Source organism: Phaeobacter gallaeciensis (assembly GCF_001678945.1).
Classification (GTDB): Bacteria; Pseudomonadota; Alphaproteobacteria; order Rhodobacterales; family Rhodobacteraceae; genus Phycobacter; species Phycobacter gallaeciensis_A.
The window spans coordinates 3017389-3032937 of the sequence record NZ_CP015124.1; the positions used below are offsets into that span (position 1 = coordinate 3017389).

Genomic DNA, 15549 nt, shown 5'->3' on the forward strand with positions numbered 1-15549 from the left:
CGATGCTGAGAACACGAACCGTTGTCATGGCCGCAGGGGTGGCGCTGGTTGCCGGAACCTTGGCCTTTGTCGCCATGCGGACCGATCCTGTGGCGGTGGATCTGCACCAGATCGGCACCGGGCCTTTGCAGGTGACGGTCAATGCCGATGGCAAGACCCGCATCCGCGAAATCTACGATGTCGCGGCGCCGATCACCGGCACCGCGCAGCGCGCGCCGGTGCGGGTGGGCGATAGTGTCGTGGCCGGGGAAACCGTGGTGGCTGTGCTGACGCCCGCCGCCGCAAATCTGCTCGATGCACGCAGCCAGGCCGAGGCCGAGGCCGCCGTGCGCGAGGCCGAGGCAGGACTGGCGGTGGCGCGCAGCAAGATGCGCCAGGCCTCGGAAACATTGACCCTGTCGGAAAGCGAATTCCGCCGCGCCGATACGCTGGTGCAGCGCGGCGTGGTCTCCCGCACCCGGCTGGAGGAGATCGAACAGAAGTTGCACATTGACCGGGCGGCGATGACGGCGGCAGTGTCGGCGCTGGAAATGGCCAAGGGCACGCTGGATCGCGCCCGCGCCGCGCTGATCGAACCCGGCGCTGCCGAGGCGGGGCAGACCTGCTGCCTGACCGTGACCGCGCCGATGTCGGGGCAGGTGCTGACCGTCGATGTGCTGAGCGAACAGACCGTGCTGGCCGGAACCCGGCTGATCTCCATCGGGGACCCCGAGGATCTGGAGATCGTTGCCGATCTTCTGTCCACCGATGCTGTGCGGCTGAAGGAAGGCGACCGGGCCATCGTGGAACGCTGGGGCCGCGATGCGCTGCTGGAAGCGCGGGTGCGGCGCATCGAACCGGCAGCCTATACCAAGGTCTCCGCCCTCGGGATCGAGGAACAGCGGGTCGATGTGATCCTCGACCTGACCTCTGCGCCCGACGACTACGCGGGCATGGGCGATGGCTATGCCGTCTTCCTGCGCATCGTCGAATGGGAAGGCACGGATGTCCTGTCGGTGCCGCTGAGCGCGGTGTTCCGTCAGGGTGCAGGCTGGGCGGTCTTTGTCAATGAGGCGGGCATCGCCCGGCGCAAAGCGGTGACGCTGGGCCGCCGCAACGACCGCAGCGCTGAGGTGTTGGAGGGGCTCTCCCCCGGTGATCAGGTCATCCTGCACCCTTCGGACCTGATCTCGGACGGCAGCGCAATCGCGCCGCGCCCGGATCAGAGTTGAACCATGCTGGGCTGACCGCAGTGGCGGCTCAGTTCAGATCCGCTGCGAAGGTTTCGATCAACTTGTGCTTCAGGATCTTGCCCGTCGGGGCAGCAGGCAGTTGCAGTGTCAGTACCACCCGCGAGGGGCGTTTGTAGCCCGACAGCCGCTCGGCCACATGTGCCTTCAGCGTGGCTTCGTCGGTGGCAGCAAGATCGGCCACCTGCACAAAGGCCAGCACTTCTTCATTGCCATCCGCCGCGCGGCCCACCACTGCGCTTTGTACCACGGCGGGGTGATCGTTCAGGGCTGCCTCGACCTCTTGCGGGTAGACGTTGAAGCCTGAGCGGATGATGATTTCCTTGCTGCGCCCGACGATATGCAACCGGCCCTGTTCATCGAACCGGCCGATGTCACCTGTGCTGAGCCAGCCATCCGCGTCGATGGTGGCGCGGGTGGCCTCGGGGTTGCGGTAATAGCCGACCATGACATGCGGGCCACGGGCCTCGATCTCGCCGGTTTCGGCGCCGTCCTTGATGCGGGCCTCGGTACCGGGCAGGGCGGTGCCGACGCTGGTGTCGGGATCGCCGATCAGATTGGTGGTGGCCGACAAGCCGGCGGTGCATTCGGTCATGCCATAACCGTTCTGCAGCGCCAGACCGTAAAAGGCCTCGGCGTTGCGTTTCCAGGCTGGATCCAGCGGCGCCGCCCCGGAGGAGACATAGCGCAGCTTGCTGCCTTCGAGTTTGCTGACGCCCTGCTCGCGGGCGTATTGCATCAGCAGCGCGTGCATCTGGGGCACGGCGGGCAGCACGGTGACGCCATCCTGCAGCGCCTCATAAAGGGCGGCGGGCGTGAAGCGGGCCTGCAGCCGCACTGCAGCCCCGGCGCGGGCCGAGGCGACGATCATCGAGGCCAGACCAAAGACATGGGTGACCGGCAGTCCGCCATAGACCTGATCGCCGGGCTTGATCCCGCGCAGATTGGCCGAGGCCTGCCCGGCAAACAGCAGGTTCGCGTGGCTGAGCATCACGCCCTTGGGGTCGCCGGTGGTGCCGGTGGTATAGAGCATGACCGCGATCTGCTCCGGCCCGTCCTGAACCGGTTCCGGCGCGCTGGGACCAGCCACGGCAATGGCCACCTGACCATAAAGTCCATAACGGCTTTGTGCCTCCAGCCGGAGCGCATGGGCGGCGGCGTCCTTTGACGAAGCGGTGGTCAGGACGATCACGCGCGGGGTGGCATGGGCGGTGACGCGGGTGATTTCATCCGCGCTCATCCTTGCATTGACCGGCACCGCCCAGGCGCCGATCCGGCTGCAGGCAAACAGGAAAGCCACAGTCGCCGCCGCGTTTTCCGACACGATCAAAACCCGGTCCCCTGGCGCCACGCCTTCGGTGCGCAGATCCGCCTCGGCGTCCTTGCTGGCCTGCTGCAATTCAGCATAGCTCAGCGGGCGCCCGTCGAAATCAATGAGAGCCAGCGCCTCGGGAGAGGTCACGGCCCAATGCTCAACGGTTTCGTGGATGCGGGTATAATCGGTCATGAGCTGGGTCCGGGATCAGTGGTGAGTGTTCAGGAGTGGTGCACGCGGGTCAGTCTTTGGCAGCAGAGCCGCTGTTCAGCCGGTCGGTGGGAACCCGGCGAAATACCCCGTTCGAGGTGGCGACCAGGGTGCCGTCCTCGGCCTCCAGCCGCCCGGAAATGAACAGGGTGCTGCGCCCGCCGCCGGTGATCTGCCCGGTTGCGGTAACCCGTCCGGCATAGGCGGGGGCGATGAACTGGGTGGTCAGGGAGATGGTCAGAAACGGCGCGCGTCCCGTGGGATCGACGCTCATTGAGCCGGTGGCGCCGCTGGCGCTGTCCAGCAGCGTGGTGGCGATGCCGCCGTGCAGAACCCCGTGGCGGTTCAGGTGCGTTTCGTTGAGGTCCAGCCAGCAGCGCGCGCCGCCATCACCTGCGCTGTTGCTGACGTCCAGAACATAGCCGATCAGGCGCTGCGGGCCGGTTTCGGAATGGATGATCAGGTCGTCAGTGGACATTGAAGGCTCCTTGGTCTGCGGGGGCTGGACTGCGCCGGTCGCGGGCATGATGCGGGCACAACACGGGCGCGCGCAGCCGATTTTGCGGCACCTTAGCAGGGCCGTCGATCATTTCAATAAATAAAATACAATTCCGATATGCGGAATTATCCGCGTTGGACAAGCGCCGGACTTTTGCCTGTCATTCGCTCTAGCGTACGCACGGCGGCCTGCAGTTTCGGTCCCACTTCGTTCTCCATCCGCTCGACTGTCAGCATCTCGGGGGTGGCGCCGCAGGTAAAGACCACGGGCTCGTCGAATTCATGGCTGCGGAAGGGAACGGAAACCGCGTTGACCGTACTGGCATAGCGTAGCCCGTGCCCGGCGATCACGAAGCCCCGGGCGACCAGCTGCGAATAGGCATCCTCGCGCAGGCTGGCTACGGTGACGTCGGAATCCTCGACCATTTCGCCATAGGTGTCGACGTAGCTGGCGAATTCACGATCCGACTGGGCCGCGAGCTGCGCCTGCCCCGAGGAGGAATGCGTCAGCGGGATACGGTGACCGACCTCCAGCCAGATCGATGACGCCTGATGCGGGCGCCAGGTCTTGGTCAGCAGGATCTTCTGATCGTCCCGCACCCCGATCAGAACCAGGGTGCCGGTTTCATCCGCCAGCGGCTGCATGATGTCGGTGGCCGTGTCCACAAAGGACACCGAAGCCGCCGCTACATTGCCAAGGGCCAGCAGGGCAGGGCCGGGGCGATACCGGTCATGCCGGTGCCCATGCGACAGGTAGCCAAGCGCCTGCAGGGTGAAAGTCAGCCGCGACACGGTGGATTTCGGCAGGCCGGTGCGCTCGGACAGTTCCTGATTGCTGAGCCCGTCATCGCTGGGCCTGAAGGCGCGCAGAACACTCATCCCGCGCGCCAGGGTGGTTGCAAACCGGCGATCCGTCGGAGCTTCCTTGGCCATATGTGTCAATCCCGTCATGTTTTGCTTCAGACCGGATTACATCATCGAGTTCGGTAGAAGCAACGAAATCGCGGGAAAGGCCATCAGAAGGATCAGGACAATGACGTCGACGGACAGAAACCGTGCGATTCCGGCAAAGATCCGGTCGATCGGCGCGTCCTTGCCCACCACATTGGCGATGACAAAGACGTTGAGACCCACCGGCGGGGTGATCAGGCCGATTTCCAACAGCTTGATGATCACGACGCCGAACCAGATCAGGTCCATCCCATAGGTTTCCACCAACGGCACCACCAGCGGCAGGGTCAGAACCATGATCCCGATGGGATCGAGGAACATGCCCAGCAAAAGGTAGATCAGCGCAATCGACAGCAGCAGCCAGAACACCGACAGCTCGGCCTGGGTCACCACATCGACAATCGCGGGGGCGACGCCAGTCAGCGCCACGAAGGCGACAAAGATCTTGGCCCCAGCGGCGATGAAGAAGATCGACGCGGTCTGCAGGCAGGTCTCGCGGAAGGCTTCCCAGATCGAGGTCAGGGTCAGCTTGCGCTGCAGCACACCAATCAGCACTGCAAGGCTGAGACAGACAGCCGCTGCCTCGGTCGCGGTGAAGATGCCGCCGTAGATGCCGCCGATGATGACGATGAACAGCACGAAGGCAGGCCAGGCCAGTGCCGCGGCGCGGAACCGGTCGGCGTAGGAAATCTCGGCCGTGTCCACCGGGGCGGCCGCCGGGTCGCGTTTGACCCAGATAAAGATCACCAGAACGAACCCGGCGAGGGTCAGAAGACCGGGCAGGATGCCAGCGACGAACAGCCGGTTGATCGAGGTTTCGGTGAAGATGCCGTAGATGATGAACAGAACGCTGGGCGGGATCAGGGATCCCAGGGTGCCGCCCGCTGCGACCGATGCGGTGGCCAGGCGGTTGTCATAGCCCATGCGCAGCATTTCCGGCGTGCAGATCCGGCCCATGGTCGAAGCGCAGGCAATCGAGGATCCGGTGATCGCGGAAAAGCCGCCGCAGCCCATGACCGAGGCCATGGCAACGCCGCCGGGTACCGCCGATAGCCAGACCCGCGCTGCGTGGTAAATCCGCGTGGTGATATCGGCCTTATAGGCGATATGCCCCAGCGCGATGAACAACGGTATCATCGACAGATCGTAGGAGTGAATAAGGTCGAAGGAGTTTGAGAACACCATCGAGGTGGTCGCCCGGATGGCGCGTTCCGGCATGAAGGTGCCGGTACGGAAGGCGAAGATGCAGAAGGTGCCAACCGCCGCCACAGCGGCAAGGGTGAAGCTGATCGGCACCCGCAGCGCCAGCAGGATCAGAACGGCGGCAAAGGCAATCAGCCCAATCGTAGAGGCGTCCATCAGTCCAGTCCCTCGGCATGTGTGTCGGCAAAGCTGTAATCGCCCGCGCGGATGGCGCGGATGTCCTGCACGACCAGCACCAGAAGGCGGAGCCAGCACAGGGAAATCCCGATCAGGAAAATCAGGCGGCCGGGCCATTTCGGCAGTTCCAGATCGCCGTAGAAAAACCCGCCCGAGGTAAAGTTATGGGCAAATTCGCGCCCGCCGGCATAGATCAGCGGCATTAGGGCAAAGAGACCTACGATCGAGCCGAAGACCGCCAGCCAGGCCTGTGCCCGGGGCGGTAGGCGGTTGGCGAGGAATTCGACCGCTACGTGGCTGCGCGACAGGGTGGCAGCGGCCAGCGGCAGCACGATGGCGGCGACCATCAGTTCGCGCACGATGACGATCGTGTCGGGCAGGGCCACGTTGAAGATGGCCCGCGAAAATACGCTGGCGGTGATCATCAGCCCCAGGGCGATGACGGCTGCCACCGCAAGGTTCAGCAGGAAAGTTTCCAGTGCTTTCAGCATCAGAGCCTCGTGTGGGTCAGGCATTGCAGGAGAAAAAGCGGGGGCGGCAAGAGGCCCGCCCCCGCAGTCGTTGGTCCCGGTGTGGTGTTGCAACCAGTCATGAGGAGGCGGGACCTACGGTTTAGCGGGTCCAGGGATAACCCTTGCTGTCACGCTCTTCGGTGTATTTGGCGATCAGGCCGCGGTATTCCTCCAGGAGGGCCGCACCGTCCATGCCGGATGCGTTCATCTGCTCAACCCAGGCGTCAATGTGCTTGGTACCGGCGGCGACCAGCTTGGCACGCTCTTCCTCGGGCAGGGTGAAGACCTCGATACCCTTTTCCTTCATGGTTTCGATGGCAGCATCGTTCGCGGTGGTGATCAGACGACCGAATTCATCCGCCATGCCGCGACCGGCATCCAGCAGGACCTGCTGCTGGTCTTCGGAAAGGCTGTCAAAGACGTCCTTGTTCATCAGGATGCCAAGACCGCCGACCTGACCCCAGTTCAGCAGGGTGTAATTGTCCATGACTTCCTGCTGTTTCAGGGCGGTGACAGCGTAGGAATAACCTTGCGAGCATTCCAGCAGACCGGTGTCCAGACCCTGGTAGGCCTTGTAGATGCTCATGTTGACCATGTTGCCGCCCAGCTCGCCAAAGACTTTGCCGTAGGCGCCGGTGCCGCGGATCTTGCGGTCCTTGATGTCTTCGACCGAACGGATCGCATCGCCGGTGCAGCCGATGTGCACGGCTGAGGTGGTGAAGGTGCCGATGTAAACGAGGTTCTTCTTGGCCAGATCCTCGGCAATCACCGGGGAAGAGCGCATCAGCTCATCCGTGGCGCGCATGCCGACCCAGGCGTCGGGGTTGTCGAGCGGCAGATCCGCGATGCCATAGGACTGCATTTCCTGCGGGTAGTAGACCGCGATCACGGTGCCGAGGTCGGCAACGCCGTCACCGATGGATTGCACGGCGGCATTGGCCTTGAACAGGGCGCCGCCCCATTGCACGTCCACCTTCAGATCGCCGCCCGAGGTCTCGCCAACGGTATCGGCGAACCATTGCAGCGCGGCGGCACGGGCGCCGCGATTCGGGCCGGCCTCGCCGTGGATCAGGGTGGTCTGCGCCGAAGCAACGCCGGCAAAGGCCATCAGCGCAGCGGGCAGCAGGGCGGATTTCAGGCGTGATTTAAACGGGGTATTCATGACGGTCTCCTCCCAGAGATATTCCACTATGTAGAATTAAGTTCCGATATAGAGAAATTCTTGGCTGATCATGGGGAGAAAGGCAACAGGATTCTTGTGTCGATTGGCGCAGGTGGCTGACGCAAGGTCAGTTGCTGCATCGCAGCACTGACGGTGCAGGCGGAGGGCTTCAGCCTCAAACCTGCAGAAATCCAATGGAAAACGGGAAAGGGGTGGAAATTCAGCCGAGAAAGTCGCGGGCGCGGGCGTTCTTCAGCGTTTCCTGTGGGGTACACCCATAGCGTGTCTTGTAGTATTGTGAGAACCGCCCGAGATGGGTCATGCCCCAGCGTTCGGCCACTTCGGTGACGCTGGCCTCTCGCCGCCCCTGCAGCAGATCCTCGTGTGCCCGCTGCAGACGGATGTCACGCAGATAGGCCATGGGCGCCATCGACAGGAAGCGTTTGAACCCCAGTTGCAGGTTGCGCGCGCTGACCCCGGCATAGGCGGCGATCTCGTCGATATCCAGCGGCCGGTCGAGGTTGGCCAGCATATAGGCCTGCGCCCGGCGCACATGGCCGGGAATGACCGAGGAGGTCACCCGCCGCAGCTGGCCGGAATAGTTGTGCCGATGCGCCTCCAGCAGGCCGGTCATCACCGTGTTTTCCATGTAATGCGTCAGCAGCGGGCTGGGATTTGCCGAAACGGCGGACGGGGCAGGGAATGGGGCGCTGGGGGACAGGGCAGGATCCCGCGCCTGTTCCGCATCCGCCACCAGCAGATGCACCAAGCGCAGCAGCCGGGTCCCGGCGGCGCTGGTCAGATCCAGCGCCCCTTCGAATGCGATGGGTTGATCGGTGGTGAGGCCGAGATTGGCATTGGCGTGGGCGGTCAGCGCCCGTCGGCTGATCTGCAACAGCAGCTGCTTGCAGCCTTCCTCCCAGATCATCGTGGTTTCCCGGTGCGGGTTCAGCACCGCCGCTCGCCCCGCATCGCTGGTATAGCGATCAGCGCCGTTGACGATGGCGGCGCTGCCGCTGACCGGGATCTGCACCAGATAGAACTGATCCAGACATCCCGGTACGATCTGCGTCTTGGCGCCATATTCGATATAGTTCAGCGACACACGTTCCCCGGGGACATGGTGGTGCCGCGCCTGGAATGGCGCCTTGCCAATGGTATTGAGCTGATGCGGACAGAAAATGCGGCCGACGGCCTCCCGGGCCTCGTCCAGATCGTGGGTGCGGAACCGCGCAAACCGCGCAAGCGGTACTGCCGGTTCCCGGAATGTCTCCTGCGGGCCTGGCATCTGTCGTCCTGTTGAACCTGCCCCTGCATAGCACGGTTTCCGTCATTCCACCTAGGGCGACGCAGATTTCTTCGTTTTTTGGATAATGGCTGCGCCTATCGGATAGCCGGAGACCGATGCGGCGGGAAACCTGTCTTTCACAACTGCACAAGAACCACAACAGCACGACAGGGATATGACAGATGAAGGGACTGGACGGCAAGGTTGCCATCATTCCAGGCGGCGCCACCAAGATCGGCGCAGCCATCGCACAGGCGTTCCGCGCCGCGGGCACAAAGGTAATGATCGCCGACATCAATGAAGAGGCAGGTCAGGCGCTGGTCGCGGATGGCATCGCCTTTTGCAAGACCAACCTGCGCGAGGATGATGACATCGCGGCGCTGGTCGCGGCCACCAAGAAAGAATTCGGGCGCATCGACTTTCTGGTCAACGTGGCCTGTTCCTACCTCGACAACGGCGCGGAATCGACCCGGGCGGAGTGGCTGGAAAGCCTTGATGTGAATATCGTCGGCTCGGTCATGCTGATGCAGGCCGCGCATGAAGAACTGGCCAAGAACCGCGGCGCCATCGTCAATTTCGGCTCGATCTCGGCGCGTGTCGCGCAAAAGGGTCGCTGGCTCTATCCGGTGTCCAAGGCCGCGATCCTGCAGCTGACGCGCAATCAGGCGATGGATCTGGCGCCCGATGGCATTCGCGTCAACGCGGTCAGCCCCGGCTGGACATGGTCCAACATCATGGATGAGCTGACCGGCGGCGACCGGGAGAAAACCGACAGCGTGGCCAAGCCGTTCCACCTTCTGGGGCGCACCGGCAACCCCGAGGAAGTCGCCAATTCGGTGCTGTTCCTCTGCTCGGACGAGGCGGGCTTCATCACCGGCACCGATATCCGCGTCGACGGGGGCTATACCGCGATGGGGCCGGAACGCGACGAAGAAGCCATCGCCCAGCTGATGGCCTGAGCCTGCGCATAAAAACAAACCGACAGGGAGTAACAACCATGAGAAAAATCACCATCATCGGTGGCGGCCAGTCCGGACTGCAACTGGGCCTTGGCCTGTTGAAACAGGGCTACAAGGTCCGCATCGTGCAGAACCGCACCGCCGAAGACATCAAGACCGGCCGCGTCATGTCCAGCCAGTGCATGTTCGGCGAATCGGTACAGAACGAGCGCGATCTCGGTATTGATTTCTGGACCGAGGACCAGTGCCCCCCGGTCGAAGGCATTTCCTTTGCCGTGCCGCACCCCGAAGAGGCAGGCGCCAAGGCGATCGATTGGACCGGGCGGCTGGACCGCTTTGCCTATTCGGTGGACCAGCGGGTCAAGATCCCGGTCTGGCTTGAGGAATTCGAACGCCTCGGCGGCCAGCTGGTCATCAAGGAAGCCGGCATCAGCGATCTGGAGCTTTATGCGCGTGAAGACGATCTGGTGCTGGTCGCCTCGGGCAAGGGCGACGTGGGTCGGCTGTTTGAACGCGACGCGGAAAAATCCCCCTATGACAAACCGATGCGGGCACTGGCGCTGACTTATGTCACCGGCATGACCCCGCGCCCCGAGCATTCGGCGGTCTGTTTCAACCTGATCCCGGGCGTTGGCGAGTATTTTGTCTTCCCGGCGCTGACCACAACCGGCCCTTGCGAGATCATGGTGTTTGAAGGCGTGCCGGGCGGTCCGATGGATTGCTGGGGCGATGTGAAATCCCCCGAACAGCATCTGGCGAAATCCAAGGAAATCCTGTCGACCTTCCTGCCCTGGGAGGCAGAGCGGTGCACCAATATCGAGCTGACCGACGACAACGGCATCCTGGCTGGTCGCTTTCCGCCGACGGTGCGCAAACCGGTGGCGACGCTGCCCTCGGGTGCCAAGGTTCTGGGCATCGGCGATGCGGTCTGTCTCAACGATCCGATCACCGGGCAGGGCTCCAACAACGCCTCCAAGGCGGCCAAGGTCTATATGGACCGGATCCTAGCGCGGGACGATCTGCCCTTTGACGAGGCCTGGATGCAGGGCACCTTCAACGCCTATTGGGACTATGCGCAATGGGTGGTGAACTGGACCAACATGATGCTGCTGCCGCCGCCGCCGCATGTGCTCAACATCATGGGCACCGCCTGCGCAGAGCCGCGTCTGGCCAACCGGATCACCAACGGGTTCGACGATCCGCGCGACTTCTTCCCGTGGTTTGCCGATCCGCAGGCGGCAGAGGCCTATCTGTCGCAATTGCAGGCGGCCTGAGGCATGGGCATGAGCGTCGATCCAGCCAGCTTCCGTTCGGCGATGGCGCGGTTTCCGGGGGCGGTGACGGTGATCACCGCCTTGTCGGGACCCGAAGCAGGGCGGGAACGCCGGGGCATCACTGCCACCGCCGTCTGTTCGGTTTCGGCCGAGCCGCCCAGCCTTCTGGTCTGCGTCAACCGCGCCACCGGCACTGGCGCCGCGATCCGGGAAACCGGGCGGTTCAACGTCAACCTGCTGGCCAAACCAGACGACCAGCTGGCACTGCAATTCGCGGGGCAGGGCGGGGCCACCGGCGAAGAGAAATTTGCCGAGGGCGATTGGCAGGAGGACTCCCGCGGCCTGCCACGCCTTGCCTCTGCGCTATTGTGTTTCTCCTGCGAGGTGAGCGAAGCGACCGAGGCGGGCAGCCATACGGTATTCATCGGTGAGATCACCGATATCGCCCACGGCGATGGCGAGCCGCTGCTGTATGAACGGTCGGGGTTCCAATGTCTGGCCCCGATTTGAACACTGGTTTTCGGGCGCGTCAGTAACCGCGCGCCCGGTCCACCTCGTGCAGCAGCGCCTGACCGGTGCCAAGGCGGCGCAGGTTCTCCACCACATCCCCCAGCGCATCCCCCAGATGCCAGCCCGACACATGCGGGGTGATGGTCACACGCGGGTGGCGCCACAGCGGATCATCTTGGGGCAGGGGTTCCGTGCACAAGACATCCAGCACCGCATGACCGGGCGTGCCGCGATCCAGCGCTGCGATCAGGGCGGGTTCATCAATCAGATCGCCGCGCCCGGCGTTGATCAGCACCGCGCCGGGTTTCATCGCCGCCAGCAGCTCCGCATCCATCAGCCCGCGCGTATCGGTGGTCGAGGGCAGGATGGCGCAGACGTAATCGCATTGCCCCAGCATCTGCGGTAGCGCCTCCGCGCCATGGTGACAGGTGATGCCTTCGATCTCCTTGGGGGAGCGGCTCCAGCCGTGAACCTGAAAGCCAAGGCTCGCCATCAGTCGCGCGGTCAGCCCGCCGATATGACCAAGGCCAAGAACGCCGACCGTTGTCATATGGGTGCGTTTCGGGGCCACCGAATCCCATTCGGCCCGGGCCTGCGCTGCCGCGTGATGCAGCAGGTTGCGCTGTTCGCGCAAAATATAGGCGAGACAGTATTCCGCGATTTCGCGGGCGGGTTCTTCCGGCTTCAGCCGCGCCACGCGCACATGCGGTGCCACGGTGGGGTGGTTGACGATGGTTTCGACCCCGGCGCCCAGTTTCTGCACCAGTTGCAGGTTGGGCAGCTGTGCGGCGATGTCGGTTTTCAGCGAAGACACGGCCAGCATGGTGATCTCATCCAGATTGCCGGGGTTCGACGCCGGGCGGATATCCGAGCCGGGGCTGAGCGCGCGCAGCTCTTCTGCCAGCTCTTCCTCGGTGAACCAGCCGCCATGTCCGATGCTGATAAGTAGTGCCATTCGCTCTGTTTCCTTCCGTTACTTCCGTACCGTCTGCCTGTTACGTTCCGTCACAGTGCTGGACAGCGTTCGCGCGACTAAGCCATGATTTCAGCCAAAGCGAAAGGCGCAGGGAGGAAGGTCATGGATATGAATTTTGGGATGCGGGAAGAGAACCGCAAGCTGCTGGATCGGGTCGCAGCGATGGTGCGTGATGAGATCATGCCGCTGGAGGCCGAATACCAGGCCGAGATCGGCAAGGGCGACCGCTGGACCTATACAGAGCGTCAGGCAGAGATCCTTGAAGGGCTGAAGGCCAAGGCGAAAGCTGCCGGTCTGTGGAACTTCTGGCTGACCGACAGCGACCGTGGCTTTGGCCTCACCACCGTGGAATACGCGCATTTTGCCGAGGAAATGGGCAAGACGCCGCTAGGCTCCGAAGTGTTCAACTGTTCAGCTCCCGATACCGGCAATATGGAAGTCTTCGAGCGCTACGGTACCGAAAAGATGAAGAAGGAATGGCTGGCGCCGCTTCTGGAGGGGGAAATCCGCTCCGCCTATCTGATGACCGAGCCGGAAGTTGCATCTTCCGATGCCACCAATATCGACATGTCCTGCGTGCGCGATGGCGATGACTATGTCTTGAACGGTGAAAAATACTGGGCCTCGGGGGCAGGTGATCCGCGCTGCAAGGTCTATATCGTGATGGTGAAAACCGGCGGAGACGATCTGCCCAAACACGGGCGCCATTCGATGATCGTGGTGCCTGCCGATGCGCCAGGCATCGAGATCCTGCGCCCGATGGAGGTCTTTGGCCACGACGATGCACCCCATGGCCACATGCACCTGCGCTTCACCAACGTGCGCGTTCCGGCCGAGAGCCTGCTGGTCGGCGAAGGACGCGGCTTCGAGATCGCCCAGGGGCGTCTTGGGCCGGGCCGTATCCACCATTGCATGCGCTCGATTGGTCAGGCCGAGTCGGCGCTGGAGCTGATGTGCCGCCGCTCTCTCGAGAAAGAAGCCTTTGGCAAGAAGCTGGCGCAGCTGGGGGCCAACTACGATATCATCGCAGAATGCCGCATGGAGATCGAGATGGCGCGGCTTCTGTGCCTCAAGGCGGCCTGGATGATGGATCAGGGCGATGCACGCGCCGCGGCGCCGCATATCTCGCAGATCAAGGTGGTTGCCCCCCGGGTTGCGCTGAAGGTGCTGGACGAGGCGATGCAGATGCACGGCGGTCAGGGCATTTCTCAGGACACGCCGCTGGCCATGGGCTGGACCTGGCAGCGGGCGCTGCGCTTTGCCGACGGGCCGGATGCGGTGCACCGCCGTCAGGTGGCACGGACCGAGCTGAAGAAATACACGCAGGAAAAGGTCTGAGGCTGATGTCAAAGGCGCAGTCGTCGAACGCCCTGTCGGCGGCGCCGTTCTTTTCCCAGCGCGCCGATGGCGCCTTTGTCGGCAATGACCCGGCCCGGGGTCCCTGGTCCCCGGATCATTGCCACGCCGGTCCGGTCACCGGGCTGGTGGCGCGGGCGGCAGAGCAGGCGGTGGGGCCGGGCAAGATGCTGACCCGGCTCACCCTCGATATCCTGCGCCCCCTGCCGCTGGCGGGGCTTTGGGTGGCGGCGGAAACCACCCGCCACACCCGGACGCTGGCAACCACTTCGGTGACTGTCCACGATGACGACGGGACGCTCTGCGTGCGGGCCTCTTCGATGCATCTGGTCGAGAAGGATCTGGGACAGGTGCCGACGGCGCCGGTCACGCCCCTGCGGCTGGAGGAGGCCACGCCCGGCGATTTCACCATCGGCGCCGGGCTGCACGACAGGCCCTATTTCGGGCAGTTTCTGGATGTTGCCTACCCACCGGGGGCGGGCTTTGGCCCTGGCCCCAAGGCGATGTGGATGCGCACGACGACGCTGCTGGAGGGAGAGGAGCAGTCGCCGATCCAGTCGCTTTGCGCGCTTGCCGATTGCGGCAATGGTATCTCCTGGAACGCGCGTCCGGCCGAAATGGGCTTCATGAACACCGACCTGACCCTGCATGTGCACCGCGCCCCGGAAAGCGACTGGCTGGCCTCCGATTCCGTGTCGCATTGGCACGGCACCGGCATCGGCATGTCGCAATCGGTCCTGCAGGACACCAAAGGGCCGGTCGCGACCGCCTTGCAGACCCTGGTGCTGCACCCGCCCACCTGAGGTTGCGGCGGGGCAGGGCTCCCGCCTGTTTGCAGCATTCTGCGAATGCTCCGCACAGTTGGGCGTGGCGCCGCTGGCGCGGCGCAGGGGGGCTGGGGAAGCGGTTCAGGGGCAGGTCTGCCCTGAACGCGCGCCTTCGATTGTGAGTTTGAAATGCCGCCTCAAGGGTGAACCGCGCGTGCCGCGCGGCGGCAGGGCCGCCCTTGACCCGGCGGTTGCATGAGGGATCCGCGCCGCGTCAGCGGCACCCGGCCCAAGGCTTTGCCTGGTATCTGCGAAGCACGGAAAAGGCGCGGGAGCCCGCCCCTGCATTCTGGGACGGGTGCTATCGACTGTCTGTGGCAAAGACCGGATCGGGATAGCCGACGCGGGCGAGATAAAGGCCATGTCCGGGGCAGACCGGGCCACAGGCGGCGCGATCGCGGGTCTCAAGCGCCGCCTTTACGTCGGCGGGGGACCAGCTGCCTGCGCCGACCCTCTCCAGCGTGCCGACAAAGCTGCGCACCTGATTGTGCAGAAAGCTGCGGGCGCGCACGTGGAAATGGATTTCCGGCCCGGTGAAGCCCGCGACCCGTTCCACCGTCAGCTCGTCCAGGGTTTTAACCGGGCTGGCGGCCTGGCAGATGGTGGAGCGGAAGGTGGTGAAATCGTGGTGCCCGATCAGGTGATCTGCGGCCTGCTGCATTGCCTCGGCATCAAGTTCATGCGGCACCTGCCAGACCTGGCCTGCCTCATGGGTGGCCGGGGCGCGGCGCATCAGGATGCGGAAGAGGTATTGCCGCTCTACCGCCGAGAACCGCGCGTGCCAGTCATCGGCGACCCTTGCGCAGGAGGTGATGGCGACCGGATTGGGCTTCAGGTGGAAGTTCAGCGCCTCTGACAGGCGGAAGGGGTCCCAGTCTTTCTGCAGATCGCAATGCGCCACCTGGCCCAGCCCGTGCACTCCGGCATCGGTACGTCCGGCGGCGGCGATGGTGTGATCCCCAGGCTCCAGCCGCGCCAGCGCAGCCTCGATCGCCCCCTGCACAGAGGGGTGTTCCTTCTGCCTTTGCCAGCCGGCAAAGGGCGCCCCATGATATTCGACTTTGAGAGCAAAACGCGGCATGGCGCGGCAGTAGCGTGGCGC

15 protein-coding genes are annotated in these 15549 nt (G+C 63.9%); 6 read left to right on the forward strand and 9 right to left on the reverse strand.

Features of this window, described 5'->3' with window-relative positions:
- The first annotated feature begins 2 nt into the window (after positions 1 to 2).
- Complete coding sequence (locus JL2886_RS14330; protein ID WP_065272631.1) at positions 3 to 1211, forward strand: efflux RND transporter periplasmic adaptor subunit; 1209 nt, start codon at positions 3 to 5, stop codon at positions 1209 to 1211.
- Between the two features lie 28 nt (positions 1212 to 1239).
- Here the strand turns inward: JL2886_RS14330 and JL2886_RS14335 are convergent, their stop codons facing one another.
- The 7 genes from JL2886_RS14335 to JL2886_RS14365 all read right to left on the reverse strand — a co-directional run bounded on the left by JL2886_RS14335 (position 1240) and on the right by JL2886_RS14365 (position 8545).
- A complete protein-coding gene (locus JL2886_RS14335; RefSeq protein WP_065272632.1) occupies positions 1240 to 2736 on the reverse strand; it encodes a class I adenylate-forming enzyme family protein in 1497 nt (498 codons plus the stop codon).
- A gap of 49 nt (positions 2737 to 2785) precedes the next feature.
- A complete protein-coding gene (locus tag JL2886_RS14340) occupies positions 2786 to 3232 on the reverse strand; it encodes a PaaI family thioesterase (RefSeq protein ID WP_065272633.1) in 447 nt (148 codons plus the stop codon).
- A 146-nt stretch (positions 3233 to 3378) separates the two neighbouring features.
- Entirely contained in the window at positions 3379 to 4203 is an 825-nt protein-coding gene (locus tag JL2886_RS14345) for an IclR family transcriptional regulator (protein ID WP_237028378.1), read from the reverse strand.
- Between the two features lie 18 nt (positions 4204 to 4221).
- Complete coding sequence (locus JL2886_RS14350; protein ID WP_065272635.1) at positions 4222 to 5562, reverse strand: TRAP transporter large permease; 1341 nt, start codon at positions 5560 to 5562, stop codon at positions 4222 to 4224.
- Entirely contained in the window at positions 5562 to 6074 is a 513-nt protein-coding gene (locus JL2886_RS14355) for a TRAP transporter small permease (RefSeq protein ID WP_065272636.1), read from the reverse strand. The genes JL2886_RS14350 and JL2886_RS14355 overlap by 1 nt, the downstream gene beginning before the upstream one ends.
- 121 nt (positions 6075 to 6195) lie before the next feature.
- A complete protein-coding gene (locus JL2886_RS14360) occupies positions 6196 to 7257 on the reverse strand; it encodes a C4-dicarboxylate TRAP transporter substrate-binding protein (protein ID WP_065273719.1) in 1062 nt (353 codons plus the stop codon).
- Between the two features lie 220 nt (positions 7258 to 7477).
- Positions 7478 to 8545 carry an AraC family transcriptional regulator gene (locus tag JL2886_RS14365; protein WP_065272637.1) on the reverse strand — a complete coding sequence of 356 codons (1068 nt, stop codon included), beginning with the start codon at positions 8543 to 8545 and terminating at the stop codon, positions 7478 to 7480.
- A gap of 182 nt (positions 8546 to 8727) precedes the next feature.
- Here JL2886_RS14365 and JL2886_RS14370 point away from each other — a divergent pair, with 182 nt between their 5' ends.
- Genes JL2886_RS14370 through JL2886_RS14380 form a run of 3 tightly spaced genes read left to right on the forward strand, consistent with a single transcriptional unit; the run spans position 8728 to position 11288 of the window.
- Positions 8728 to 9504: an SDR family oxidoreductase gene (locus tag JL2886_RS14370; RefSeq protein WP_065272638.1), complete on the forward strand. Its 777-nt coding sequence runs from the start codon at positions 8728 to 8730 to the stop codon at positions 9502 to 9504.
- A gap of 38 nt (positions 9505 to 9542) precedes the next feature.
- Positions 9543 to 10778 (forward strand): styrene monooxygenase/indole monooxygenase family protein, encoded by a 1236-nt coding sequence (locus tag JL2886_RS14375; RefSeq protein WP_065272639.1) that lies wholly within the window; start codon positions 9543 to 9545, stop codon positions 10776 to 10778.
- Positions 10779 to 10787: 9 nt separating this feature from the next.
- Complete coding sequence (locus tag JL2886_RS14380; RefSeq protein ID WP_065273720.1) at positions 10788 to 11288, forward strand: flavin reductase family protein; 501 nt, start codon at positions 10788 to 10790, stop codon at positions 11286 to 11288.
- Between the two features lie 19 nt (positions 11289 to 11307).
- On the opposite strand, the gene JL2886_RS14385 is transcribed toward JL2886_RS14380, so the two are convergent.
- Entirely contained in the window at positions 11308 to 12243 is a 936-nt protein-coding gene (locus JL2886_RS14385; protein ID WP_065272640.1) for a 2-hydroxyacid dehydrogenase, read from the reverse strand.
- A 123-nt stretch (positions 12244 to 12366) separates the two neighbouring features.
- Here JL2886_RS14385 and JL2886_RS14390 point away from each other — a divergent pair, with 123 nt between their 5' ends.
- Both JL2886_RS14390 and JL2886_RS14395 read left to right on the forward strand, forming a co-directional pair.
- The gene (locus tag JL2886_RS14390; protein WP_065272641.1) at positions 12367 to 13602 is read left to right on the forward strand and encodes an acyl-CoA dehydrogenase family protein; all 1236 of its coding nucleotides are present in this window, start codon (positions 12367 to 12369) and stop codon (positions 13600 to 13602) included.
- A gap of 5 nt (positions 13603 to 13607) precedes the next feature.
- Positions 13608 to 14423: a thioesterase family protein gene (locus tag JL2886_RS14395; protein WP_065272642.1), complete on the forward strand. Its 816-nt coding sequence runs from the start codon at positions 13608 to 13610 to the stop codon at positions 14421 to 14423.
- A gap of 325 nt (positions 14424 to 14748) precedes the next feature.
- Here JL2886_RS14395 and truA read toward each other — a convergent pair whose 3' ends face one another.
- The gene (truA, locus tag JL2886_RS14400; protein WP_065272643.1) at positions 14749 to 15528 is read right to left on the reverse strand and encodes a tRNA pseudouridine(38-40) synthase TruA; all 780 of its coding nucleotides are present in this window, start codon (positions 15526 to 15528) and stop codon (positions 14749 to 14751) included.
- Positions 15529 to 15549: the final 21 nt, after the last annotated feature.

What these genes read in the sequence shown, in the direction of transcription:
- JL2886_RS14350 (WP_065272635.1), bottom strand. Translation starts at nt 5,562, where the DNA reads ATGGACGCCTCTACGATTGGGCTGATTGCCTTTGCCGCCGTTCTGATC.
- JL2886_RS14365 (WP_065272637.1), bottom strand. Translation starts at nt 8,545, where the DNA reads ATGCCAGGCCCGCAGGAGACATTCCGGGAACCGGCAGTACCGCTTGCG.
- JL2886_RS14340 (WP_065272633.1), bottom strand. Translation starts at nt 3,232, where the DNA reads ATGTCCACTGACGACCTGATCATCCATTCCGAAACCGGCCCGCAGCGC.
- JL2886_RS14390 (WP_065272641.1), top strand. Translation starts at nt 12,367, where the DNA reads ATGGATATGAATTTTGGGATGCGGGAAGAGAACCGCAAGCTGCTGGAT.
- JL2886_RS14330 (WP_065272631.1), top strand. Translation starts at nt 3, where the DNA reads ATGCTGAGAACACGAACCGTTGTCATGGCCGCAGGGGTGGCGCTGGTT.
- JL2886_RS14335 (WP_065272632.1), bottom strand. Translation starts at nt 2,736, where the DNA reads ATGACCGATTATACCCGCATCCACGAAACCGTTGAGCATTGGGCCGTG.
- JL2886_RS14385 (WP_065272640.1), bottom strand. Translation starts at nt 12,243, where the DNA reads ATGGCACTACTTATCAGCATCGGACATGGCGGCTGGTTCACCGAGGAA.
- JL2886_RS14355 (WP_065272636.1), bottom strand. Translation starts at nt 6,074, where the DNA reads ATGCTGAAAGCACTGGAAACTTTCCTGCTGAACCTTGCGGTGGCAGCC.
- truA (WP_065272643.1), bottom strand. Translation starts at nt 15,528, where the DNA reads ATGCCGCGTTTTGCTCTCAAAGTCGAATATCATGGGGCGCCCTTTGCC.
- JL2886_RS14360 (WP_065273719.1), bottom strand. Translation starts at nt 7,257, where the DNA reads ATGAATACCCCGTTTAAATCACGCCTGAAATCCGCCCTGCTGCCCGCT.
- JL2886_RS14375 (WP_065272639.1), top strand. Translation starts at nt 9,543, where the DNA reads ATGAGAAAAATCACCATCATCGGTGGCGGCCAGTCCGGACTGCAACTG.
- JL2886_RS14395 (WP_065272642.1), top strand. Translation starts at nt 13,608, where the DNA reads ATGTCAAAGGCGCAGTCGTCGAACGCCCTGTCGGCGGCGCCGTTCTTT.
- JL2886_RS14370 (WP_065272638.1), top strand. Translation starts at nt 8,728, where the DNA reads ATGAAGGGACTGGACGGCAAGGTTGCCATCATTCCAGGCGGCGCCACC.
- JL2886_RS14380 (WP_065273720.1), top strand. Translation starts at nt 10,788, where the DNA reads ATGAGCGTCGATCCAGCCAGCTTCCGTTCGGCGATGGCGCGGTTTCCG.
- JL2886_RS14345 (WP_237028378.1), bottom strand. Translation starts at nt 4,203, where the DNA reads ATGACGGGATTGACACATATGGCCAAGGAAGCTCCGACGGATCGCCGG.